The sequence below is a fragment of the Streptomyces sp. HNM0575 genome (assembly GCF_012726265.1).
GTDB lineage: Bacteria > Actinomycetota > Actinomycetes > Streptomycetales > Streptomycetaceae > Streptomyces.
Map to the genome: position 1 here is coordinate 311,544 of NZ_JAASAG010000006.1, position 23,334 is coordinate 334,877.

Annotated in this window: 21 protein-coding genes; all 21 read left to right on the forward strand. The window is 72.9% G+C overall.

From position 1 onward, the window contains the following. Positions 1-69 precede the first annotated feature (69 nt). A complete protein-coding gene (locus HCC61_RS16885) occupies positions 70-795 on the forward strand; it encodes a methyltransferase domain-containing protein (protein WP_346777241.1) in 726 nt (241 codons plus the stop codon). A gap of 353 nt (positions 796-1,148) precedes the next feature. Then, on the forward strand, positions 1,149-1,949 hold the full coding sequence (locus HCC61_RS16890; protein ID WP_169136273.1) for a hypothetical protein: 801 nt from the start codon (positions 1,149-1,151) through the stop codon (positions 1,947-1,949). A 582-nt stretch (positions 1,950-2,531) separates the two neighbouring features. Then, positions 2,532-2,858, forward strand: coding sequence for a TcmI family type II polyketide cyclase (locus HCC61_RS16895; RefSeq protein ID WP_169136274.1), 327 nt, complete (start codon positions 2,532-2,534; stop codon positions 2,856-2,858). Further along, positions 2,855-4,135, forward strand: a complete 1,281-nt coding sequence (locus tag HCC61_RS16900; protein ID WP_169136275.1) for a beta-ketoacyl-[acyl-carrier-protein] synthase family protein — start codon at positions 2,855-2,857, stop codon at positions 4,133-4,135. The genes HCC61_RS16895 and HCC61_RS16900 overlap by 4 nt, the downstream gene beginning before the upstream one ends. Beyond that, entirely contained in the window at positions 4,132-5,355 is a 1,224-nt protein-coding gene (locus HCC61_RS16905; protein ID WP_169136276.1) for a ketosynthase chain-length factor, read from the forward strand. Before HCC61_RS16900 ends, HCC61_RS16905 begins: the two co-directional genes overlap by 4 nt. 68 nt (positions 5,356-5,423) lie before the next feature. Beyond that, entirely contained in the window at positions 5,424-5,693 is a 270-nt protein-coding gene (locus HCC61_RS16910; protein ID WP_169136277.1) for an acyl carrier protein, read from the forward strand. 285 nt (positions 5,694-5,978) lie between these two features. Then, the gene (gene fabG, locus HCC61_RS16915) at positions 5,979-6,764 is read left to right on the forward strand and encodes a 3-oxoacyl-ACP reductase FabG (protein WP_169136278.1); all 786 of its coding nucleotides are present in this window, start codon (positions 5,979-5,981) and stop codon (positions 6,762-6,764) included. A gap of 22 nt (positions 6,765-6,786) precedes the next feature. Continuing rightward, positions 6,787-7,722, forward strand: coding sequence for an aromatase/cyclase (locus HCC61_RS16920; protein WP_169136279.1), 936 nt, complete (start codon positions 6,787-6,789; stop codon positions 7,720-7,722). A gap of 2 nt (positions 7,723-7,724) precedes the next feature. Further along, positions 7,725-9,293 carry an FAD-dependent monooxygenase gene (locus tag HCC61_RS16925; protein ID WP_169136280.1) on the forward strand — a complete coding sequence of 523 codons (1,569 nt, stop codon included), beginning with the start codon at positions 7,725-7,727 and terminating at the stop codon, positions 9,291-9,293. A 110-nt stretch (positions 9,294-9,403) separates the two neighbouring features. Further along, positions 9,404-10,906, forward strand: a complete 1,503-nt coding sequence (locus HCC61_RS16930) for an FAD-dependent monooxygenase (protein ID WP_169136281.1) — start codon at positions 9,404-9,406, stop codon at positions 10,904-10,906. A 14-nt stretch (positions 10,907-10,920) separates the two neighbouring features. Further along, positions 10,921-11,436: a nuclear transport factor 2 family protein gene (locus HCC61_RS16935; protein WP_169136282.1), complete on the forward strand. Its 516-nt coding sequence runs from the start codon at positions 10,921-10,923 to the stop codon at positions 11,434-11,436. Positions 11,437-11,447: 11 nt separating this feature from the next. Next, entirely contained in the window at positions 11,448-12,785 is a 1,338-nt protein-coding gene (locus tag HCC61_RS16940) for a nucleotide disphospho-sugar-binding domain-containing protein (RefSeq protein WP_169136283.1), read from the forward strand. 7 nt (positions 12,786-12,792) lie between these two features. Beyond that, positions 12,793-13,368, forward strand: a complete 576-nt coding sequence (locus HCC61_RS16945; RefSeq protein WP_169136284.1) for a dTDP-4-dehydrorhamnose 3,5-epimerase family protein — start codon at positions 12,793-12,795, stop codon at positions 13,366-13,368. A 115-nt stretch (positions 13,369-13,483) separates the two neighbouring features. Next, entirely contained in the window at positions 13,484-15,073 is a 1,590-nt protein-coding gene (locus tag HCC61_RS16950) for an MFS transporter (protein ID WP_240969045.1), read from the forward strand. Positions 15,074-15,075: 2 nt separating this feature from the next. Further along, the gene (locus HCC61_RS16955; RefSeq protein WP_169136426.1) at positions 15,076-16,845 is read left to right on the forward strand and encodes an FAD-binding oxidoreductase; all 1,770 of its coding nucleotides are present in this window, start codon (positions 15,076-15,078) and stop codon (positions 16,843-16,845) included. 16 nt (positions 16,846-16,861) lie between these two features. Further along, complete coding sequence (locus tag HCC61_RS16960; protein ID WP_169136285.1) at positions 16,862-17,986, forward strand: acyl-CoA dehydrogenase family protein; 1,125 nt, start codon at positions 16,862-16,864, stop codon at positions 17,984-17,986. 173 nt (positions 17,987-18,159) lie between these two features. Continuing rightward, on the forward strand, positions 18,160-18,990 hold the full coding sequence (locus HCC61_RS16965) for an NAD(P)H-binding protein (RefSeq protein ID WP_169136286.1): 831 nt from the start codon (positions 18,160-18,162) through the stop codon (positions 18,988-18,990). Beyond that, positions 18,987-19,811 carry an NAD(P)H-binding protein gene (locus HCC61_RS16970; RefSeq protein WP_169136287.1) on the forward strand — a complete coding sequence of 275 codons (825 nt, stop codon included), beginning with the start codon at positions 18,987-18,989 and terminating at the stop codon, positions 19,809-19,811. The genes HCC61_RS16965 and HCC61_RS16970 overlap by 4 nt, the downstream gene beginning before the upstream one ends. 285 nt (positions 19,812-20,096) lie before the next feature. Beyond that, positions 20,097-20,585, forward strand: coding sequence for a flavin reductase family protein (locus tag HCC61_RS16975; RefSeq protein WP_169136288.1), 489 nt, complete (start codon positions 20,097-20,099; stop codon positions 20,583-20,585). A gap of 38 nt (positions 20,586-20,623) precedes the next feature. Beyond that, positions 20,624-21,454 (forward strand): SDR family oxidoreductase, encoded by an 831-nt coding sequence (locus HCC61_RS16980; protein WP_346777242.1) that lies wholly within the window; start codon positions 20,624-20,626, stop codon positions 21,452-21,454. Positions 21,455-21,651: 197 nt separating this feature from the next. Further along, a complete protein-coding gene (locus tag HCC61_RS16985) occupies positions 21,652-23,217 on the forward strand; it encodes an FAD-dependent monooxygenase (RefSeq protein WP_169136290.1) in 1,566 nt (521 codons plus the stop codon). Positions 23,218-23,334: the final 117 nt, after the last annotated feature.

A 23,334-nucleotide genomic window follows, 5' to 3' on the forward strand; every position in this document is an offset into this window, starting at 1 on the left:
CTCCCGCCCGCGGACAAGCCCTTTACGGGCCGAGGGGCCGTGCCGCCGCCGGCGGGCTAGCGTGAGGGCGTGACGCCGTTCATCTCTCCCGAGGGGCCGGGCTTCGCCGAGCTGGTCCGGCAGGCCCTGTCGTCCACGGAGCGCGGCTACGACCTGCTCGCGCCGAAATTCGACGGCAGCCCGTTCCGTACGCCGGACAACGTGCTGGACGCCACCGCTGAAGCGCTGCGCCGGACCGGTCCGTACGAGACGGGGCTCGATCTCTGCTGCGGCACGGGCGCCGGTGTGGACCGGGTGCTGCGGCGGGTGTGCGGCGGCACCGTCACGGGAGTCGACTTCAGCGGGGGCATGCTCGCCGAGGCCCGCCGTGCGGTGCCCGACGCGGAGTGGGTGCGCGCCGACGTCCGTGCGCTGCCGGCCCGCGAGGCCTTCGATCTGGCCGTCAGCTTCGGCGCGTTCGGGCACTTCCTGCCGCGTGAGCGGCCCGTGCTGTTCGCTCAGGTGCACGCGGCCCTGCGCCCGGGCGGCCTGTTCGCCTTTCCCGTCGCGGCACCACCGCGCGTCGGCTCGCTCCCGTACTGGACGCTGTGGGGCTTCGACGCCGCGATGCGGGTGCGCAACGCGCTCTGGCACCCCCGTTTCGTCATGTACTACCGCAGGTTCCGCCTCCCCGAGGTCCGCAGCGACCTCGTCGCCGCGGGCTTCACGGTCGCCACCCTTCCCCTGGAGTCCCTGGGCCGGCGGCCGGACGGCGCTCCCCGCTGCCGCCTGGTCCTGGCACGGCGCGGGGACTGAGCCCGCTCACGGAACCGGCCCGCTGAAAAAGGCTCCCGCATCGCCCGGGACATGAGGGGCCGCGGGACTGTCCGGCCGAGCGACATACACAGGACAGCTCCATCAGGGAAAGGGAAAGTCCGCTACAGAAGCCGGACAGGGAACAGGCCTTTCCTTGCACGCCGTCGAATCCGCGAAATACATTCGCCCCCATCGAGACGGGGGAAAACATGACACGAAACATGACGCGAGACATGACGCGCGAATTCGACGGCGCCGCACGAGCGACCCACTCTGTGGCGGACATCACGGAATGCGAGGGCATCGCATGCCGCGGCAGAAGTGAGACGCCGGGGCGTTCCCGGGGCCCTGCCGTGGCGGGGACCCGGTTCTGCTCGGCGTGCGCCCTGCGCCTGACGAGGGATCTGACGCGGCTGCCGCGCCTGTACGACGAGTGCGGAATGCTCCTCGGGGGCTCCGACGGACGGCTGCGCGAACGCACCTCCGGCGGCGGCTCGTTGCCCGGGATCCCCTTCAACACCGCGGCGGCCGAGGCCCGTTCCATGATCCTCGGGGTGCTGCGCTCCTGGGCCGGGCTGGTCGCCGCGGAGCGGGTCGTCGCGGGGCCCGGGGACACGGTGGCGGGCGTCGTCGAGTTCCTTGTCCGGCACGCCGGATGGCTGGCCGCACACGAGGCCGCGGGCGAGTTGTCCGAGGAGGTGGCGCGCGCGGTACGCCGGGCGCGGTACGTGGTCGACCCGCCCTCCGGCCGGGGCATGGGGGTCGGTACGTGCGTGGAGGCGGGCTGCGAGGGCGAGTTGACGGCGGTGGTGCGGATCGACCGCGCCGACGCCCCGGTCGAGATCGCCTGCGCCGCGGCGCCCTCGCACCGCTGGTCCGCGCAGCAGTGGATGGGGCTGACCCGGGGCACGTCTGCGGGGCGTCAGGTACGGCCGGAGGGCCCGGTGCGGGCGGAGGGCCCGGCGCTTCGGGCGCCCGCGGTGCGGTGGCTCAGCGCCCGGGACATCTCCCTGCTGTGGGGCGTCGCCTCCGGCAGCGTGTACCGGCACGCCAGCGAACAGCGGTGGCGGCGGCGCAGCGCCAAGGGCCGCACCTTCTACCACCAGGAGGACGTCCTGCGGTCCCTCGGGGCGCGCACCGGCGGGCGCTCCTGACGGACCGTCCCACGGGAACGAGCGGGCACGGCCTCGGCGCCGTGCCCGCTCTCCTTTTTTCCGGCGGATATGCGAGAGCTTGCGAAACCGCGCGGCGTCCACGCCCTGGCCAGCTGAAACCGCGTTGCACGCGCGGCGCGATTTAACCGTTCTCTGACCCGGCCCTGTCGCGGCTTTGAGAGAACGGCGTTGACATCTCCCGGCCCCTCGAAGAAGCTGTTCACTAACTTCCTCAGCACTGTGCCGGTTTACCGGGTCGGTTCAAGCGGTCGGTGCACCGGTCCATTGACCGTGAAGATTCTCCGGTTCGATTCTCGGCCGAGACGGCCGGCGGACCGTTCGGGAATTCCTCGTACGGGCCGTACGGTACGGCTCGAAGAAATCCCTGCATTTCCAGCGCGGCGCACCCACGGCGAACCGGGGTGCGCCGCTTCGGCGTTACCCCGCCGCCCGCCGGGCCGGCCCCGGCCCGGCCCGTACTCCCGCCGGGGCCGCCGTCCGGCAGCCACCACGACCTGCTCATGGCGCACGAGCGCCGGTCCGGCCCTCCCCGGACCCAACCGTCCCGACAAGGAGATGTGGATGCACAGCACGTTGATCGTGGCCCGGATGGAACCCGACTCGGCCGCGCAGGTCGCGAACCTCTTCGACGCGTTCGACGGCACGGAGATGCCGCACCGGATGGGGACCAGGCGCCGGCAGCTCTACTCGTACCGCGGCCTCTACTTCCACCTTCAGGACTTCGACGGCGAGGACGGCGGCGAGCGCATCGAGGAGGCGAAGACCGACTCGCGGTTCGTCGGCATCAGCAACGACCTGAAGCCGTTCATCACCGCCTACGATCCGGCCACTTGGCGCTCTCCCGCCGACGCCATGGCGCGGCGCTTCTATCACTGGTCCGCACGGTGACCGCGTCTCGTGGTCGGCGGGTCGTCATCACGGGGATCGGCGTCACGGCGCCCGGCGGTGTGGGCGTCAAGGACTTCTGGAGCCTGCTGACGGACGGCCGCACCGCCACCCGCCGCATCAGCTTCTTCGACCCGGGCCCGTTCCGCTCGCAGGTCGCCGCGGAGGCCGACTTCGACGCCGAACTGCTCGGGCTGAGCAGCCAGCAGATCCGGCGGATGGACCGGGCCGCGCAGTTCGCCGTGGTGACGGCGCGTGAGGCGGTGGCGGACAGCGGACTGGACCTCGCCGCCCTCGATCCGTACCGCACGGGCGTGACGGTCGGCAGCGCGGTCGGCGCCACCATGGGGCTGGACGAGGAGTACCGCACCGTCAGCGACAGCGGCCGGCTCGAACTCGTCGACCACACCTACGCCGTGCCGCACCTCTACAACTACCTGGTGCCCAGCTCCTTCGCGGCCGAGGTGGCATGGGACGTGGGCGCCGAGGGCCCCGCCACCGTGGTCTCCACCGGCTGCACCTCCGGGCTGGACGCGGTGGGCTACGCCACCGAGCTGGTCCGCGAGGGCTCCGCGGACGTCATGGTGGCCGGGGCGTCGGACGCGCCCATCTCACCGATCACGGTGGCCTGCTTCGACGCGATCAAGGCGACCACGTCGCGCAACGACGATCCGGAGCACGCCTCACGCCCCTTCGACCGCACCCGCAACGGGTTCGTACTGGGCGAGGGCGCGGCCGTGTTCGTCCTGGAGGAGCTGGAGAGCGCCAGACGCCGCGGCGCCCACGTCTACGCGGAGGTCGCCGGCTACGCCACGCGCAGCAACGCCTTCCACATGACCGGACTGCGCCCCGACGGACGGGAGATGGCCGAGGCGATACGCGTCGCCCTGGACGAGGCGAGGCTCGCTCCGGACGGCGTCGACTACGTCAACGCACACGGCTCCGGCACCAAGCAGAACGACCGGCACGAGACCGCCGCCTTCAAGCGGAGCCTGGGCGAGCACGCGTACAAGGTGCCCGTCAGCTCGATCAAGTCGATGGTCGGGCACTCGCTGGGCGCCATCGGCTCGATCGAGATCGCGGCCAGCGCGCTCGCGATGGAGCACGGAGTCGTGCCGCCGACCGCCAACCTGCACACGCCCGATCCCGAATGCGACCTGGACTACGTGCCGTTGACGGCACGTGACCGGCGGACCGACGCCGTCCTCTCCGTCGGCAGCGGCTTCGGCGGGTTCCAGAGCGCGATGGTGCTGGCCCGTCCCGAAAGGAGCGCGGCATGAACGGTGCTGCCGTCAGAACCGTGGTCACCGGTCTGGGCGTGGCCGCCCCCAACGGCTGCGGCACGGACACGTACTGGGCGTCGGCCCGCAAGGGGATCAGCGGCATCGGCCGCATCTCGCGGTTCGATCCCGCGCAGTACCCGGCCCGGCTGGCGGGGGAGATCGACGACTTCGCCGCCGAGGACCATCTCCCGGGGCGGCTGCTGCCGCAGACCGACCGGATGACCCGGATCGCCCTGGCGAGCGCGGACTGGGCGCTCGCCGACGCGGGCGTCGACCCGGGGGAGTTGCCCGAGTACGACATGGGCGTGATCACGGCCAGCTCCTCGGGCGGCTTCGAGTTCGGACAGCGCGAGCTCCAGGCGCTGTGGAGCAAGGGCGGCCGCTACGTGAGCGCCTACCAGTCCTTCGCGTGGTTCTACGCCGTCAACAGCGGCCAGATCTCGATCCGCAACGGCATGCGCGGCCCGAGCGGCGTGGTCGTCAGCGACCAGGCGGGCGGGCTGGACGCGATGGCCCACGCGCGGCGTCAGATCCGGAAGGGCACCGGCCTGGTGATCTCCGGGGCCGTGGACGCCTCGATCTGCCCGTGGGGCTGGGTCGCCCAGATGGCAGGAGGCCGGCTGAGCACGAGTGAGGACCCGGAGCGGGCGTATCTGCCCTTCGACGCCGCCGCGCGGGGTCATGTGCCGGGAGAGGGCGGGGCGCTGCTGGTCCTGGAGGACCTGGAGAGCGCCTGCGCCCGGGGGGTCCCGGCGGTGTACGGGGAGATCGCCGGTTACGGCACCACCCTGGACCCCCGGCCCGGCAGCGGCCGTCCCCCCGGGCTGACCAGGGCGATCGAGCTGGCGCTGTCCGACGCGGGCGCCGCCCCGGAGGAGATCGACGTGGTCTTCGCCGACGCGGCCGCGATACCCGAGCTGGACCGCGTCGAGGCCGAGGCGATCTCCCGCGTCTTCGGCCCGCGGGCCGTGCCGGTGACCGCGCCCAAGACCATGACAGGGCGCCTGTATTCGGGGGCGGCGCCGCTGGACGTGGCCGCGGCGTTCCTCGCCATGCGCGACGGAGTCGTCCCGCCCACCGTCGGCGTCAACCCCGACCCCGAGTACGACCTGGACCTGGTCGTCGAGGAGGAGCGCACCACGACGGTCCGCTCCGCCCTGGTGATCGCCCGCGGTCACGGCGGCTTCAACTCCGCGCTGGTGGCACGCGCCGTATGAACCGGCGCCCCGCCGTACGGGCAGGTCCGCGCCGTGACCGCCCCACCGAGATGAAAGGACAGCCATTCATGTCTGCCCACGAGTTCACCGTCGACGATCTGAAGCGGATCCTGCGCGAGGGTGCCGGCGCGGACGAGGGCGTCGACCTCGACGGAGACATCCTCGACACCGACTTCGAGTCGCTCGGTTACGAGTCGCTGGCGATGCTGGAGACCGGCGGCCGCATTGAACGCGAGTTCGCCGTGACGCTGGACGACGACACCCTGACCGAGGCCAGGACGCCACGCGCCCTGATCGACGCCGTCAACGGCCTGCTGGTGCCGTCCGGCGCGGCCTGACCCCGGGAGCGCTCCCGGAGCCCGCCCCCGCCCCCGCCGGTCGACCGGCGATGTCCCGGCGGGGGCGGCGCCGCGCCCGTTCCGCTTCCCGGGCCTTGCTACGGCCGCGCGCCCACCGACCGTACGGCTACGCGTAGTTCACCCGACGGGCCTTGCGCCTTCAGCCAACGCACCTTCAACCACGCGTAGTTCACCCAACGCGCCTTCAAACCACGCTCACCCACGCGTCGTTCACCCACGCGTCGTTCAGCCGCGCGTCGTTCACCCACGCAGTCAGGAGACAGCATGACGGAGCAGAATCGGAAGGTCGCCGTCGTCACGGGGGCCACCAGCGGCATCGGCCTGGAGACGGCCAGGCTGCTGGCCCGTCAGGACCACCGCGTCTTCCTCTGTGCCCGCACGGAGGACAGCGTGACCCGTACCGTCAAGGAGCTGGCCGGCGAGGGACTCGACGTCGACGGCGCCCCCTGCGACGTGCGTTCCGGCGAGGACGTCCACCGCTTCGTGCGGCAGGCCGTCGACCGCTTCGGCACGGTCGACGTGCTGGTCAACAACGCGGGCCGGTCCGGCGGCGGTGTCACCGCCGACATCGCCGACGAGCTGTGGTTCGACGTCATCGACACGAACCTCAACAGCGTGTTCCGGATGTCCCGCGAGGTGCTCAACACCGGCGGCATGCGGCACAAGGACCGCGGACGGATCATCAACATCGCCTCCACGGCGGGGAAGCAGGGCGTGGTGCTCGGCGCCCCGTACTCCGCGTCGAAGCACGGCGTCGTCGGCTTCACCAAGGCCCTCGGCAACGAGCTGGCTCCGACCGGCATCACCGTGAACGCCGTCTGCCCCGGCTATGTCGAGACGCCCATGGCCCAGCGCGTCCGCCAGGGCTACGCGGACGTATACGGCACGACCGAGGAGGCCGTACTCCAGAAGTTCGAGGGGAAGATCCCGCTCGGCCGCTACTCCACTCCCGAGGAGGTCGCCGGCCTGGTCGGCTATCTGGCCTCCGACACCGCCGCCTCCATCACCGCGCAGGCGCTGAACGTCTGCGGCGGCCTCGGCAACTTCTAGACAACCGCGGAGAAGAGGACCGATGACGAACCGCCAGGTCGAGCACGAGATCACCGTCGACGCCCCGGCCGCCGCCGTCTACCGGCTGCTGGCCGAGGTGGAGAACTGGCCCCGGATCTTCCCGCCCACCATCCACGTCGACCACATGGAGCGGGGCGAGGACGAGGAGCGCATACGGATCTGGGCCACCGCCAACGGCGAGGCCAAGAACTGGACTTCGCGCCGCACCCTCGACCCGCGGAAGCTGCGGATCACCTTCCGCCAGGAGGTCTCCAGCCCGCCGGTCGCCGCCATGGGCGGCACCTGGATCGTCGAGCCGCTGTCCGGCTCGGCCTCCCGGGTGCGGCTGCTGCACGACTACCGGGCCGTGGACGACGACCCCGACGGCCTGAAGTGGATCGACGAGGCCGTCGACCGCAACTCCCGCACCGAACTCGCCTCGCTGAAGCAGAATGTCGAACTGGCCCACGCCTCCGAGGAGATCACCTTCTCCTTCGAGGACACCGTCCGGATACAGGGCCAGGCCAAGGACGCCTACGACTTCATCGACGAGGCCGGGATGTGGGCCGAGCGGCTCCCGCACGTGGCGAGCGTCCGCCTGGAGGAGGACACCCCGGGGCTTCAGACCCTGGAGATGGACACCCGCGCGCAGGACGGCTCCACGCACACCACCAAGTCGTACCGCGTGACCTTCCCGCACCACAGGATCGCGTACAAGCAGGTCACGCTGCCCGCCCTGATGACGCTGCACACCGGCCTGTGGACCTTCAAAGAGGACGAGCACGGAGTCGAGGCCACCTCGCAGCACACCGTGGTCCTCAACACCGGCAACATCGCCCGCGTGCTGGGCGAGGAGGCCGGCGTCGCTGACGCCCGGGAGTACGTGCGCAACGCGCTCGGCGCCAACAGCCGCGCCACCCTCGGCCACGCGAAGGACTACGCGGAGAACAAGCGCTGACCATGGCCGCGCACTCAGTGGACACCGATGTGATCGTCGTGGGTGCCGGGCCGGTCGGGCTGATGCTCGCCGGGGAGCTGCGCACCGGCGGCGCGCGCGTGACCGTGCTGGAGCGGCTGGCCGAACCCACCACCGAGTCGCGGGCGTCGACCCTGCACGCCCGCACCATGGAGATCTTCGAACAGCGGGGCCTGCTCGACGAGTTGGGGACGGTGCCGCACGACACGGCCGGGCACTTCGGCGGGATCCGGCTGGACTTCGGCGGACTGGACAGCCCGTACCGGGGCCTGTGGAAGGTGCCGCAGGCCGACACCGAGCGGCTGCTGGGCAGTCGGGCCGCCGGTCTCGGCGCGGTCGTCAGGCGCGGTCACGAACTCGTGGAGCTGCGGCAGACCGAGTCCGGGGTCGAAGCCGAAGCGGCCGGCCCCGGCGGCACCGTACGGATCCGGGCCTCCCATCTGGTGGGCTGCGACGGTGAGAACAGCGCCGTACGGCGGCTGGGGGGCTTCCCCTTCCCCGGTACGGACGCGACGCGGGAGCTGCTCCGCGCCGACGTGGCCGGCATCGACGTGCCCGACCGCCGGTTCGAGCGCCACGAGCACGGCATGGCCGTCGCCCACCGCCGGCCCGACGGGATCACCCGGGTCATGGTGCACGAGTTCGGGAAGTCCGCCGCGGCACGTGCCGGGGAGCCGGAGTTCGCGGAGGTCGCGGCGGCGTGGGCGAGGGTCACCGGGGAGGACATCACCGCGGGCAGGCCGGTCTGGGTCAACGCGTTCGGCAACGCCCGCAGGCTGGCCGGGCATTACCGCGACGGCCGGGTGCTGCTCGCAGGGGACGCCGCCCACGTGCAGATGCCGGTCGGCGGCCAGGCCCTCAACCTGGGCCTCCAGGACGCCGTGAACCTGGGCTGGAAGCTGGCGGCGCAGGTGCGCGGCACGGCACCCGCGGGCCTGCTGGACAGCTACCACGACGAGCGGCACGCGGTCGGCAGCCGCGTGCTGGCCAACATCGAGGCGCAGGCGCTGCTGCTGCTCGGCGGCCCGGAGGTGGAGCCGCTGCGCGCGGTCGTGGCCGAACTGCTCGGCCACGACGAGGCGGTGGGGCATCTGGCCGGAATGATCAGCGGCCTGGACGTGCGCTACCCCGGCGAAGACGACGACCCGCTGGCCGGCCGCCGGGCGCCGTACTGGGAGCCGGCCGGCGGGGACGGGGCGGCCCGTACCGCGGAACTGCTGCGTACCGGGCGCGGGGTGCTGCTCGACTTCACCGCCGGTCTGTCGCCGGGGGCGGTCGCCGGCTGGGCGGACCGGGTCGGCATGGTGCCGGCCCCGGCGCCGCACGCCCCTGCGAGCGGGCCCCCGGCCGGGCCCGGCGGCAGGCCCGTCCGTGCGGTACTGATCCGCCCGGACGGCCACGTCGCATGGGCCGACTACGGCTCGGCACAGCTCGATACGGCACGACTCGGCTCGGCACGGCTCGATACGGGACGGCTCGATACGGCACTGCGCCGCTGGTTCGGTGCCCCGGCGCATGACCGGGCGGCCCCGGAGCCCGCGGCCGGGGTGTGAGAGAGCCCGGGCGGCCCGACCGCCGGGCGGCCGGTGCGCCTCGGTGCGCGTCGGTGCCTGTCGGTGCGCATCCGCGTGCCGGGCCCGGAATCCGAAGAGGGGATCCACTGATGGATGCTGCATGCGACGCCGAGGTCGTCGTCGTCGGCGCGGGGCCGACCGGGCTCATGCTCGCCGGGGAGCTGCGCCTCGCCGGGGTCGAGGCCCTGGTGCTGGACCGGCTGACCGAACCGACCACGGAATCAAGAGGGCTGGGCTTCACCCCGAGAACCATGGAGGTGTTCGCACAGCGCGGCCTGGCCGGCAGGTTCGACGAGCTGGACGCCCCGTTGCAGACCGCCACCCGCGGGCACTTCGGCGGACTGCCCCTGGACTTCGGGGTGTTCCCCGAGGCCCATCCGGCGGTGATGAACCTGCCGCAGGTGCACACCGAGACGATGCTGCGCGGCTGGGTCGCGGAGCTCGGCTGCGACATACGCCGCGGACACGAGGTCGTGGGCCTGGAGGACACCGGCGAGAGCGTCCAGCTCCAAGTCGAAGGCCCAGAGGGGCCGTTGCTGCTGCGTACGCGCTACGTCGTCGGGTGCGACGGCGGCCGCAGCACGGTCCGCGGGCTGGCCGGTTTCGACTTCCCCGGCACTCCCGCCACCCTTGAGCTGTTCCTGGCCGACGTGCGCGGCTGCGGCATCCGGCCGCGCTTCATCGGCGAGTGGCTGCCCGGCGGGGTCGCGATGTCGGCTCCCATCGGCGACGGGGTGGACCGGGTCGTCGTGTGCGAACGGGACACGCCTCCCGGGCGGCGCACCGAGCCCCCCGAGTTCAGCGAGGTGGCCGCCGGCTGGCAGCGGCTCACCGGAGAGGACATCAGCCACGGCGAGGCGCTGTGGGTGAGCGCCTTCGGCGACGCCACGCGCCTCGCGACGGAGTACCGCAGGGGGCGCGTGCTGCTCGCCGGGGACGCCGCGCACGTGCACCTCCCCGCGGGCGGTCTCGGCATGAACACCGGCATCCAGGACGCCTTCAACCTCGGCTGGAAGCTCGCCGCCGTGGTACGCGGACGGGCCCCGGGCACGCTGCTGGACACCTACCACGACGAGCGGCACGCGGTGGGCAGACGGCTGCTCGGCAACACCCGCGCCCAGGGCCTGCTCTTTCTGGGCGGCACCGAGATGCAGCCGCTCCGCGACGTACTGGGCGAGCTGACCGAACACGAGGTCGTGCACCGGCACTTGGCCGGCATGGTCAGCGGACTGGAGATCCGCTACCCCATGGGTCCCGGCGACCACCCGCTGCTCGGGCTGCGCATGCCCGACCTCGAACTCGTCGGCGAGACGGGGACGACCACGGTCTTCCCGCTGCTGCGCACGGGGCGCGGCCTGCTGCTGGACCTCGGCGACGACGAGTCCGTACGGCGGTCCGGGCGGCCGTGGGCGGACCGGGTGGACGTGGTCACCGCCAAGGCGGCCGCCGGTGCCGGCTCGACGGGTCCGCGGGTGGACGCCGTGCTCGTACGGCCCGACGGGCACGTGGCCTGGGCCGCGCCCGGCGGTGACGAGGGACCGGCCGACGCGCTGGGCCGCTGGTTCGGCCCGCCTGCCGCCGAGGCGGCCTGAGCGAAGGGGAGCACATGTCACACGACGCGGCGTCACCGCGACGGCTCGCCGACCGGATGGACGTCCGGGACCTCGTCGACCGCTATCTGGCCGGTCTGGACGAGGCGGAGTTCGACGACGCCTGGGCGCGGTCGTTCTTCACCGAGGGCGGCAGGTTCGAGTTCGCGATGGGCGGTCACGAAGGAGCGGCCGGCATGGCCGAGTTCACCGCCGCGATGATGGGCAAGTGGCGGCGGACCCACCACATGGCCGCGGGCCACATCGTGGAGGTCGACGGGGACCGGGCGCGGGTGAGGGGAAACCTGCTCGCCACCCACCTGCACCCGCGAGAGGCCGCACCGGACGGCCCGTCAGGACGGCCGGCTTCGCGGGAGACCTCCGCGGCGGCGCCCGAGCCCTTCCAGACGGGGGACCGCTTCGAGGGCGAGGCGGTGCGGACCGAAGCCGGCTGGCGCTTCGCGCGGCTCGCGTTCGAGGTGATCTGGACCCGCGGCACACCGCCGGTGCGCGCCGCCATCCACGACAGCTGAAGGCGATTCACATGCGGACTCTCATCGCGGTCGCACCGCTGACCGCTCATCTGTATCCCAGCATCCCGCTGGCGTGGGCGCTCCAGAGCGCAGGGCACGAGGTGCGGGTGGCCTCCAACTCCGGCCTGGTCGGGCAGATCACCGCGGCGGGCCTCACGGCGGTAGGGCTCGGTGAGCGCAGCTCGCCGCCCCCGCCCGTCACCGACGAGCAGCTGGAGCGCTTCGGCGACGCCCTCGGGTTCGAGGCCGGCTCCGACTCCGACCAGCTCTGGCGGGCCATCGGCTACTACATGGTGGCCGCCAAGACGCGGTACCACCCGGACGAGGAGGGACGGCAGGAACTCGCCGACAACCTCGTCGGGGCCGCCCGCGACTGGCGACCGGACCTGGTGATCTGGGATCCCGCGTGCCCCGTCGGGGCGGTCGCGGCCCGCGAGTGCGGCGCCGCCTCCGCCCGGATGATGTGGGGACCCGACTACATCGGCTGGCTCCGCGGGCGCCTCGTCGAACGAGCCGGCGATCCGGCGTCCGCCGCGAGTCCGGAGACGGATCCGCTGGCCGAGCTTCTGGCGCCGGTCTTCGGCCGGTTCGGCCACGGCTTCTCCGAGGAGCTGCTGTTCGGCGACTTCACCATCGACCCGCTGCCCCCGCTGCTGCCCCGGCGCGAGGGGCTGCGCCGGATCCCGATGCGCTGGGTGCCCTACACCGGGGCGGCCCCCGTGCCGGAGTGGCTGTCGCGGCCGCCGTCGCGGCCCCGGGTGTGCCTGTCGCTGGGCGTCACAGGACGTACGGTCCACGACGGCCCGGACGCCCGGGTCATGGCCGCCTTCGAGGCCGTGGCCGGCATGGACGTCGAGGTGGTCGCCACGGTCGACGCCGGTCAGCTGGGCGAGGACCCGAAGGTCCCCGGCAACGTGCGGATCGTCGACTACCTTCCGCTCACCCAGCTGATGCCGACCTGCTCGGCCGTCATCCACCACGGCGGCTTCGGCACGTTCTTCGCGGCGGCCGCGCACCGGGTGCCCCAGATGATCGTGATGGAGGAGCTGGGCAGCGCGCTCAACAGCACCCGGTATCTGGAGGCCAGGGGCGCGGGCATGGCCCTCCACAGCGACGGGCTGACCGCGGCGCAGGTGGGCGGCGGACTCTCCAGGATGCTGACCGAGCCGTCGTTCCAGCGGGGGGCCGCGGCCGTGTACGCCGACATGACCGCCGCCCCCGGGCCCGGCGAGATCGTTCCGGTCCTGGAGCGGATGGCCGCGCAGTACGGTGCGGGTCGCGGTGCCGGTGCCGATCGCGGTGCCGGTGCCGGTGCCCGCGCCCACGCCCGCTCAAGTACCGGCGGCTGAACCGGACATGGACGTACAGGAGACCCGGGTGCCGGGCGCGTTCGTGTTCACGCCGAAGCAGATCCGCGACGAGCGGGGCGCCTTCTTCGAGGCGTTCCGCTGCGACCAGGTCGAGGAGGCCACGGGGCGCCCGTTCCGGCCGGAGCAGATCAACTACTCGGTGTCCCGGCGGAACACCCTCCGCGGCGTACACGGGGTGTCCGTACCGCCGGGGCAGGCGAAGTACGTGACGTGCGTGCGCGGGACGCTCCGCGACATCGTTGTGGACCTGCGGGTGGGCTCACCCGCCTTCGGCGCGCACCAAGTGACCCTGCTGGACGCCGAGTCGGGGCGGTGCGTGTACGTGCCGGAAGGGGTGGGGCACGGATTCCTCTCGCTCACCGACGACGCCTGCATCTGCTACGTGGTCTCCACGCGGCACGTGCCCGGCACGCAGATCGACATCGACCCGCTCGACCCCGAACTGGCGCTTCCGTGGGGGTTCGGCGAACCGCCGCTGATGTCGGAGAAGGACGCGAAGGCACCGGGAGTGCGTGCGGCGCTCGCCTCGGGGCTGCTGGCCCACTGGAACGACGTGCGCTGATCCGGGACGCGTACGCGGCGGCGCCACGCGCCGGGCGAGAACGGCCGGTTCTTGACCTCAACTGAACTTGAAGTTCTACGGTTTCGTCGTCCACAGACGACGCAAGGAGATTTCTTTGGGTACCGACACCGGTACGGCGGCAGCACCGCGGGCGACGCGAAGGGAATGGCTGGGGCTGGCGGTCCTCGCACTTCCCACCATGCTCATCGCCATGGACCTGACGGTGCTGCACCTGGCACTGCCCACCCTCACCGCCGATCTGCGGCCCGGCAACACGCAGTTGCTGTGGATCGTGGACATCTACAGCTTCCTCATCGCCGGCTTCCTCATCCCCATGGGCGCGATCGGGGACAGGATCGGCCGCCGGCGGCTGCTGCTCATCGGCGGGGCCGCGTTCGGAGTGGCCTCGGTGCTCTCGGCGTTCGCGGTCAGCCCGGCGATGCTGATCGCCGCACGGGCGCTGCTGGGCATCGCCGGCTCCACGCTGATGCCCTCGACGCTGTCCCTGATCCGCATCATGTTCCAGGACCCGAGGCAGCAGGGCACCGCGATCGGCGCGTGGACGGGCTTCTTCGGCCTCGGAACGGTGATCGGGCCGCTGGTCGGCGGCACCTTCCTGGAGCTCTTCTGGTGGGGTTCGGTCTTCCTGCTCGGCGTCCCGGTCATGCTGCTGCTGATCGTGCTGGGCCCGCGGCTGCTGCCGGAGTACCGGGACGAGTCGGTCGCATGGCCCGATCTGCTCAGCGCCGTCATGTCCGTCGCCGGCGTCCTCGCCCTGATCTTCAGCCTCAAGCGGATCGCGGCGGACGGCCTGAGCCCCGAGTCGGGCGTCGCCATCGTGGCCGGCGTGGTGCTCGCCGCGCTCTTCCTCCGCCGCCAGCGCCGCCTCGAACAGCCCCTGGTGGACCTCGGGTTGTTCCGAAACGGCCTGTTCGGCACCGCACTCGGCATGCTGGTGCTCGCCACCCTGCTCCAGGCCGGATCGCAGTTCCTGGTCATGCAGTACCTCCAGCTCGTACGGGGCCTGACCCCGATCCAGGCCGGGCTGTGGTCGCTGCCCATCACGGTCGGAATCACCATCGGCGCCTTCGGGGGGCCGGCGCTCGCCGGACGCATGAGGCTGAGCAGCCTGCTAGCCACGGGCCTCGTGGTCTCCGCGCTCGGCATGGCGCTGGTCACCCGGGTCGACGGCCCCTCCGACCTGGTGCTCGCCGTGGCGGGGACCGCCGTCATCGGCCTCGGGCTCGGGCCGATGGTCGCGCTCGGCACCGGACTGATCGTGGGAGCGGCACCGCCCGAGCGGGCCGGCGCCGCGTCCGCGATGGCCTCGACCGGCACCGAGCTGGGCAGCGCGCTGGGCGTCGCGGTGATCGGCAGCGCCGCCTTCGCGGTCTACCGGGGGAACCTCTCCGACAGACTCCCCGAGGGCCTGCCGGCCTCCGTCGGCGAACAGGCCAAGAACACCCTCGCCGAGGCGGTCGACGTCGCCGGCAGGCTGCCGGCCGCCGACGGCTCCCGGCTGCTGACGGTGGCGCGTGACGCGTTCGTACACGGCCTCCAGACGACGGCGGTCGGCGGTGCCGTGCTCGCCTTACTGCTGGCCGTGGTGGCCACGACCATGCTCCGCAACGCCCGGATGCCGGGCCCCCCGCCGTCCGCGGAAGCGGACGACGGGGCGAAGTCCCTTGAGAAGGCGGATAATTGACGATGCCGGAGACCAACTCCGGCGCCGGCCCGGCCCAGACCCCCGTGGGGGTCTGGGCCGGTGTCGTGCGCCACGACGGCCAGAGCGACCCCTACACCATCTCCTTCGCCCCGGACGGGACGATCGCGCTGCGTACGCCCGTCACCGTGGGCACCGGGACCTGGGCAGCCGGGCAGGCGGGGCGGTTCACCTACGAACTCACCGAGACCCTCACCCCGGCGAGCGGCCAGGCGGGGCAGATACAGGCCCACGTCGAGGCCCACCTGGACGGGGCCGCGCACACGGGAGTCGGCAGCGCCCGCATCCACACCCCCGACGGCACGCTGGTGCACACCACGACCGCCGAGTCCGCCGGTGAACGGATCGGTGACGAACCGGCCGTCTGGCACGACGTCGTGAGCCTCGGTGCGCCGATCCGCGGGCGCACCCTCCACCGCGGGGACGACGGATTCGAGGAGGCCTGCTCGGGCTGGCTGCTCACCGTCGAGCACCGTCCCGCCGCTGTCGTGGTGGCGGCCGACGCCGGCGACGTGGCCGCAGCCGTGCGGTTCGCCGCCACGGCGGACCTGCCGGTCGCGGTGGAGTCGACCGGCCACGGCAAGTCGGTGCCCGCCGACGGCGCGGTGTTCGTGTCGACCCGGGAGATGCGCGAGCTGTCGGTCGACCCGCGGGCCCGAACCGCCCGCATCGGGGCGGGACTTCGCTGGGGCGAGGTGGTGGACGCCGCCGCCGAACACGGACTGGCGCCGCTGTGCGGCTCCTCCGAGCAGGTCGGGGTGATGGGCTATCTGACCGGCGGCGGACTGCCGATGGCCTGCCGTACGTACGGATTCGCCGCGGACCACGTCCGCTCCCTGGAACTGGTCACGGCCGACGGCCGGATCCGTACGGTCTCCCCGGACCAGGACCCCGACCTGTTCTGGGCGGTGCGGGGCGGCACGAGCAACTTCGGCGTGGTGACCTCGGCCGAGATCGACCTGGTGCCGCTGCGGAGCGTCTACGGCGGCGAGCTGCGCTACCCCGCCGAGGACCCCGCGCACGCGGCGCACGTCGTGCGCTCCTATCTGGCCTGGGTCAAGGAGCAGCCGGACGGGATGTCGTCCTCGGTGACTCTGCTGCGGCTCCCGGACGTGCCGCAGCTGCCCCGCGAACTGCGCGGCCGGTCGATCGTGCAGGTGCACATCGTCCACGTCGGCGACGAGGCACAGGGCGCCCGGCTGGTGGAGCCGCTGCGCGCGCTCGGGCCCGAGAAGGACACCTGCGCCTCGATGCCGTACTCGCGGATCACCGAGCTGCACCAGGACCCGAAGCACCCGGTCAGGGTGCACTTCCGCAGCGCGCTGCTGTACGAGCCGGACGACGCGGCAGTGGAGACGCTGGTCTCGTTCATCGATCCGGCGGTGCCCGAAGGGCCGTTCCCCGGCATCGAGTTGCGCCACCTGGGCGGTGCGCTGAGCCGGCCGCCCGCACGTCCGCACTCGGTGGGCATCAGGGACGCCGCGTTCCACATGTGGATGCGGATGCCGGCCCCCGCCGAGCAGGCGGACGCCGTGCGCAGGGCCGCCGACCGCGTACTGGAACGGCTGCGGCCCTGGGACACCGGCGGCCTGCTGCCGGGGTTCCTCTACGAGCACGACTCCGGTCCCGAGCGGGTCCGGCGGGCCTACTCGGAGCCGGACCACCGGCGGCTGACCGCGCTGAAGGCCGAGTACGACCCGCACAACCTGTTCCGCGTCAACCACAACATCCCGCCCGTCCTGGACGGCGCCTGAAAGGGGAACAACCGGCATGTCACTCGCAACGGAGACACAGGCCGCGACGGACGAGGTCGCCAAGCTGGCCGGGGCGCAGGCCGCGCAGGCCGACACCGAGCGCAGGGTGAGCCCGGACGTGATACGGGCGGTCGTGGACGCCGGCTTCGCCCGCTGGCGGGTGCCGTCCCGCTGGGGCGGCGCCGAGCGCAGCCACAAGGAGCTGACCGCCGCGGTGGCGAGGCTCGGTGAGGAGTGCCCCTCGACGGCCTGGCTCGCCAGCGTCGCCGCCTACGCCGCCCGGTACGTGGCCTGCCTGCCCGAGCAGGGCCAGGCCGACGTCTGGGCGGAGGGTCCCGACACGCTGGCGGCGATCGTCTTCAAACCGCTGGGCAAGGCGGACGAGGTGGAGGGCGGGTTCCGGCTCTCCGGTTCGTGGACGTACGTCAGCGGCGTCGACCACTTCGACTGGGCGCTGCTGACCGGTCCCGCGCCCGGCCCGGACTCCGGCGGTCAGCCGATGAGGCTCTTCGCGGTGCCGCGGCGGGACTACACGTACGAGGACACCTGGACCTCCCTCGGGATGCGCGGCACCGGCAGCCACACGCTCGTACTGGACGACGTGTTCGTGCCCGCGCACCGTGTCTGTCTGCGCGAGGACGCGATGCGCGGAGCGATGGTGGGGCATCCGGGACACACCCAGCTGTCGAACCCGGCGGTGAGCGGGCTGATGTTCGTCGCTCCCGTACTGGGCGCCGCGCGCGGTGCTCTCGGAATCGCGCAGCAGCTCGTGGCGGTCGCCCCGACCGGTCCCCGGGCCGCCGCCGGCCAGCCGTACCAGGTGGACTTCGCCAGGGCCGCCGGAGAGATCGATGCGGCGCAGCTGCTGCTGGAGCGGGCCGCCGCCGTCGCGGACGGCGACGCCGTGCCGCCCGAGCTGGCGAACCGCAACCGCAGGGACTGCGCGCTGGCGCTGGAGATGCTGGTCGCCGCGACCGACCGGCTGCTGAGGATCGGCGGGACCAGGGCGCAGGACGACGCACACCCGATGCAGCGGTACTGGCGGGACGTGCGCTCGGTCGCCAGCCACGCCGTCATGCAGTTCGAGCCCGCGGGCCTCGCCTACACCCTCGGTCTTCAGGGCCTCGTGGGGCCGACCTGACCGGACCGACGGGACCGCCGGGACCGCCGGGACCTACGGGACGGGACCGCCGGGACGGGACCGGCCGACCGGCCAACTGACCGATGTGACGGGCCCGTTCGGCCCGTTCGGCCCGAGCGACGTGCCCGTCCCGCCCGGCCGACCGGCCGGGGCGACCTGAAGGAGAGCAGCGAATGATCTTGGTAACGGGAGCCACCGGGCACGTCGGCAGGCCCCTCGTGAACGAGCTGCTGCGCGCCGGCCGCAAGGTGCGGGCGCTCAGCCGCGAACCCGCCACCGCCGGCCTGCCCGACGAGGTCGAGGCGGCCGCCACCGCCGAACTGCCGCTGGACGGCGTCACCTCGGTCTTCTTCGTCACCGCCGCGTTCCCGGGAGGCACGGCCGAGCCGATCGCCCGGATGAAGGCGGCCGGGGTCCGCCGCATCGTCGCCCTGTCCTCGTACTCGGTCCTCGACGACGACCCGAAGAACATGATCGGCGTGAAGCACCGCGATCTGGAGCGCCAGATCCGGGAGGCCGGTGTGGAGTGGACGTTCCTGCGTCCCGCCGGCGGGTTCGCGGCGACCGCCCTGGAGTGGGCGGAGCACATCAGGAACGAGGGCGTGGCCCGTTCGCCCTTCGGGGACGCGCGGACCGCCCCCGTACACGAGCGCGACATCGCGGCCGTGGCCGCCCGCGCGCTGCTGACCGATGAACTCGTCGGCGAGGCACCGCTGTTCAGCGGGCCGGAGTCGCTCAGCTACGCCGACCGGGCACGGATCATCGGCGAAGTGACCGGCGAGCCCGTGCGGTTCGAAGAGCTCACGCACGACGAGGCGCGGCAGGAGTGGCTGCGCGCCGGTGTCCCCCCGCACGCCGTGGAGGCGCGGCTGCGGATGTTCGAGAAGCTGGTCGGCCGCCCGCACGAGATCTCACCGGTCGACCCGTTCCTGGGCAGGCCCGGGCTGAGCTTCGCCCGGTGGGTGGCCGACCACGCCAACACATTCCGAAAGGTGACGTCATGATTCTGATATCGGGAGCCACGGGCAACGTCGGCGGCGAGCTGCTGCGGCAGCTTCACGCGGAAGGGACCGCGGTACGGGCGCTCACCCGGGACCCGTCGCGGGCCCGCTTCCCGGCCGGAGTGGACGTGGCCGAGGGCGACTTCGGCGCCCCGGAGTCGCTGGCCGAGGCCTTCTCCGGGGCGGAGTCCGCCTTCCTGATGATGTCCTCGAACCAGACCGCGGTGCTACGGGAGGCGGCACGCGCCGGAGTGCGGCGGATCGTGCTGCTGTCCACCATGGCCGTGGAGACCCGCCCGGAGTCCCTGATCGGCAGGCTGCACCTGGAGGCCGAACGTGCCGTAACGGAGTCCGGGCTGGAGTGGACGTTCCTGCGTCCGGGCCAGTTCGCCTCCAACACCCGTGCCTGGCGCGCCCAGATCGCGGCCGGCGACGTGATCCGTACGCCGTTTCCCCGGGTGGGCCTGCCCGCCGTTCACACCGGCGACATCGCGTCCGTCGCCCGGACCGCGCTCACCCGGGAGGGGCACGCGGGCGCCGCCTACTCGCTCACCGGCCCGGAGCCGGTAACGCCCGTCGAGCAGGTGGCGGCGATCGGCCGGGCCATCGGCCGGGAGCTGCGGCACGAGGAGATCACCGCGGAGCGGGCCGCGGAGGAGATGGCCGCGCACATGCCGCCCGAAATCGTCGCCGCCACCCTGGAGTTCGTCGGCAGCCCCACCGAGGCGGAGACCCGGGCACAGCCCACGGTCGAGAAGGTGACGGGCGAGCCGGCGAGGACGTTCGCGGAGTGGGCGCGCGACAACGCCGACTCGTTCCGCTGACGTCCCGTGAAGGAGGCGCCCGGTGAAGGAGGCGCCCGGCAGAGGGGCGTCCGGCAAGAGGGGCGCGCTACGAAGGAGACGCCCGGTGAAGGGGACGCCCGGTGAAGGGGACGCCCGGTGAAGGGGGAGGACGCACGTGAAGGCTTTGGTCCTGGGCGGGAGAGCCGGCAGCCGCCCGCAGCTGATCACGCACACCTCGGGCGGCCGCCCGCCGGTCACGCCGGTGCCGTACGGGACCGCCCGCCGGCACGCCGTACGCGCCGCCTGCCGGCAGAGGGCACGACAGTGCTGACCCGGCGCGGATTCCGCGACGTACTGGGCTGCTTCGGCACCGGAGTCGTGCTGGTGACCGCGGAGTCGGGCGGCGGACCGGTCGGCATGGCGGTGAACTCCTTCACCTCCGTCTCGCTCGATCCGCCTCTGATCGCGTTCTGCGCCGCGCTGACCTCGACCACGTGGCCGTCCATCCGCGCCACGGGCGGCTTCGCCGTCTCGATCCTCAGCGACGCGCAGGAAGAGGTCTGCCGGACCTTCTCCGCACGCGGCACGGACCGGTTCGCCGGCCGGGACTGGGCCAGGACCCCCGCCGGACGTCCCGTGACGGCGGACGGACTCGGCTGGCTGGACTGCCGGATCAGGACGGTCCAGGTCGAGGGGGACCACGAGCTGGTGATCGCCGAAGCAGTGGACTGGTCAACCGGCGCCGACGCGCGGCCGCTGATCTTCCACTCCGGCCGCTACGCCAGCCTCAGCGAGCGAACACATGCGAAATGACGCCGACCGTCGGTGAGTTGGAGGATTCTGTGCTTCTGGTGACCGGAGCGACCGGGAACGTCGGCCGCAATGTCGTCGGCCGCCTGCTGGCCGCGGGTGCGGCCGTACGCGCACTGACCCGCGACCCCGCGGCCGCCCGGCTGCCGGCGGGTGCCGAGGTGGCGGCCGGCGACCTCGCACGGCCCGAGACGGTGGAGCCTGCGCTGAAGGGCGTCTCCGCGCTGTTCCTGTTCCCCTCGCCGGGTACGGCCGGGCCGGTCCTGCGGGCCGCGAGAGAACTCGGGGTACGCCGGGTCGTCATGCTCTCCTCGTCCGCCGTCGGGTACTCCGGCGAAGGCGCCGACAACTCCGTCGTCGCCTACCACCGGGAGATCGAGCACCAGGTGGAGGACTCCGGGCTGGAGTGGACCGTCGTCCGGCCTGGCGCGTTCGCCGCCAACACCCGGCAGTGGGCACCGCAGATCCGAGCGGAGGGCGTGGTGCGCGGCCCGTTCGCGGAGGCCGAGATGTCGCTCGTCGACGACCGCGACATCGCGGACGTCGCCACCCGCGCGCTGCTCTCGGAGGGGCACTCGGGCGCGAAGTACACGCTGACGGGGCCGGAGTCGCTCACCCAGGCCGAGCAGGCACGGCGGATCGGCGAGGCCCTCGGACGTCCCGTGCGGTACGAGGAGGTGCCGCCGGATGTCGCACGCGAGCGGATGATCCGCGATCGGGTCCCGGCCGACATGGTGGAGATGACCCTCAAGTTCCAGGCGGGGCTCGTCGGTGTGCGGGCGCAGGTCACCTCGACGGTCGAGGACGTCACCGGCAGGCCCGCGCGCACCTTCGACCAGTGGGCGGCCGACCACGTGGCCGACTTCCGGTAGCGGCGGCGGGAGCGGCAGTCCCGGACACGGCGGGGCGGGCCCGGGCCCGGGGTCGGGGCCGGGCCACGGGGCCCGGTGCTGCTCCGGCTCCCCGGGCGAAGTCCCGCTCCGGCGCCCATCGTTGATCGCTCCCCCTGGCGACTGCCCGGCGACGAGCGCCTGTTTCCAGTTCTACGGCGGATACGAGAGGTCTCCCCATGCCAGATGTGATCATCGCCGGCGCCGGCCCGACCGGGCTGATGCTCGCCTGCGAGCTGCGGCTTGCCGGCGTGGACGTGGTGGTGCTGGAACGGCTCGCGGAGCGGAGCGGCGAGTCACGCGCCGGCGGCCTGCACGCCCGGAGCGTGGAGCTCTTCGACCAGCGCGGGATCGTGGACCGCTTCCTCGCGGCAGGCAGGCAGGGGCCGTTCGCGCACTTCTCGTTCATACCGCTGTCCATCGGTGACCTGCCGACGAGACATCCGTACGCGCTCGCCGTCCACCAGTCACGGGTCGAGCGGCTGCTGGAGGAGCGTGCGGCCGAACTGGGCGTACGGCTGCGCCGCCCCGCGGAGGTGACCGGTCTGCGGCAGGACGGGACCGGCGTGGAGGTGGAGTTCGCCGGGGACGGGGGCACCGAGCGGCTGCGAGCGGACTATCTGGTGGGCTGCGACGGCGGGCGCAGCGCCGTACGCAAGCTGGCGGGCATCGGCTACCCCGGCACACCGGCCACGGTGACCGCGCTGCTCGGCGACGTGAAGCTCACCGACCCTCCCGCCGGGATCGTCTTCGGCGCCGAGGGCCGCCGGGAGCACGGCTCCTTCATGATCTTCGAGGCCGACCGGCCCGGCATGCACCGGCTGATCACCATGGAGTTCGGCAAGGTCACCAGCAGGGACGCCCCGGTGACTCTGGAGACGCTTCGCGAGGCATGCGTCAGGATCGCCGGCACCGATTTCGGCATGCACAGCCCGCACTTCCTCAGCAGCTTCAGCGACGCCGCCCGGCAGGCCGACAGGTACCGCGAGGGACGGGTCCTGCTGGCCGGGGACGCCGCGCACATCCACTTCCCCTCCAGCGGGCAGGGGATGAACCTGGGATTGCAGGACGCCTTCAACCTCGGCTGGAAGCTCGCCGCGGTCGTCCGCGGGCAGGCGCCCGGGGAGCTGCTGGACAGCTATCACGCCGAACGGCACCCGGCCGCCGAGCGCATGCTCGTCAGCACCCGTGCGCAGACCGCCCTCTGGCGACCGGACGCGCAGACCGACGCGCTGCGCGAGGTGTTCGGCTCGCTCGTCGAGTCCGAGGAGGTCAACCGGCGGCTGGGCGGCGCCTGCACACAGCTCGACCTCCGCTACCCGATGGGCGACGGGCATCCGGCCCTGGGACGCCGTATGCCCGACCTCGACATCAAGACGCCCTCCGGGCATGCACGCGTCTTCGAGCTGCTGCACGAAGCGCGGCCCGTGCTGCTCGACTTCTCCGGACGGGCCGGGCTGCGTACCGCACTCGACGGCTGGACGGACCGGGTCGACCTCGTCGAGGCGGAGTGCCAGGACGAGCACTGGACTTACCCGGTGATCGGCGAAGTGCCGGCCCCCGAGGCCGTTCTGCTCCGGCCCGACGGCCATGTCGCCTGGGCCGCGCCGACCGCGCCGACCGCGCCTACGGCGCCGACAGCCCCGACCCTGCCGACCGCGCCCGCCGGCGCGGACGCCGCGGAGACCGCCGACGGCCTCAGGTCCGCGCTCACCCGGTGGTTCGGCCCTCCGCACGGCGGCTGACCGGGAGCAGGAAGCCGGAGCCCGCAGCGAGCCGCAAGCCCCCTCGCGGACGAGGGGCGGCCCCCATGGAGCCCCGTCCCAGACAAAGACCCCTCGCGGACGAAGACCCGTCGCAGA

Bases quoted from the DNA above. Each gene is read 5' to 3' on its own strand.
- HCC61_RS16970 (WP_169136287.1), top strand. From the start codon at position 18,987: ATGATTCTGATATCGGGAGCCACGGGCAACGTCGGCGGCGAGCTGCTG.
- HCC61_RS16910 (WP_169136277.1), top strand. From the start codon at position 5,424: ATGTCTGCCCACGAGTTCACCGTCGACGATCTGAAGCGGATCCTGCGC.
- HCC61_RS16985 (WP_169136290.1), top strand. From the start codon at position 21,652: ATGCCAGATGTGATCATCGCCGGCGCCGGCCCGACCGGGCTGATGCTC.
- HCC61_RS16905 (WP_169136276.1), top strand. From the start codon at position 4,132: ATGAACGGTGCTGCCGTCAGAACCGTGGTCACCGGTCTGGGCGTGGCC.
- HCC61_RS16945 (WP_169136284.1), top strand. From the start codon at position 12,793: ATGGACGTACAGGAGACCCGGGTGCCGGGCGCGTTCGTGTTCACGCCG.
- HCC61_RS16925 (WP_169136280.1), top strand. From the start codon at position 7,725: ATGGCCGCGCACTCAGTGGACACCGATGTGATCGTCGTGGGTGCCGGG.
- HCC61_RS16935 (WP_169136282.1), top strand. From the start codon at position 10,921: ATGTCACACGACGCGGCGTCACCGCGACGGCTCGCCGACCGGATGGAC.
- fabG (WP_169136278.1), top strand. From the start codon at position 5,979: ATGACGGAGCAGAATCGGAAGGTCGCCGTCGTCACGGGGGCCACCAGC.
- HCC61_RS16920 (WP_169136279.1), top strand. From the start codon at position 6,787: ATGACGAACCGCCAGGTCGAGCACGAGATCACCGTCGACGCCCCGGCC.
- HCC61_RS16960 (WP_169136285.1), top strand. From the start codon at position 16,862: ATGTCACTCGCAACGGAGACACAGGCCGCGACGGACGAGGTCGCCAAG.
- HCC61_RS16955 (WP_169136426.1), top strand. From the start codon at position 15,076: ATGCCGGAGACCAACTCCGGCGCCGGCCCGGCCCAGACCCCCGTGGGG.
- HCC61_RS16895 (WP_169136274.1), top strand. From the start codon at position 2,532: ATGCACAGCACGTTGATCGTGGCCCGGATGGAACCCGACTCGGCCGCG.
- HCC61_RS16940 (WP_169136283.1), top strand. From the start codon at position 11,448: ATGCGGACTCTCATCGCGGTCGCACCGCTGACCGCTCATCTGTATCCC.
- HCC61_RS16965 (WP_169136286.1), top strand. From the start codon at position 18,160: ATGATCTTGGTAACGGGAGCCACCGGGCACGTCGGCAGGCCCCTCGTG.
- HCC61_RS16930 (WP_169136281.1), top strand. From the start codon at position 9,404: ATGGATGCTGCATGCGACGCCGAGGTCGTCGTCGTCGGCGCGGGGCCG.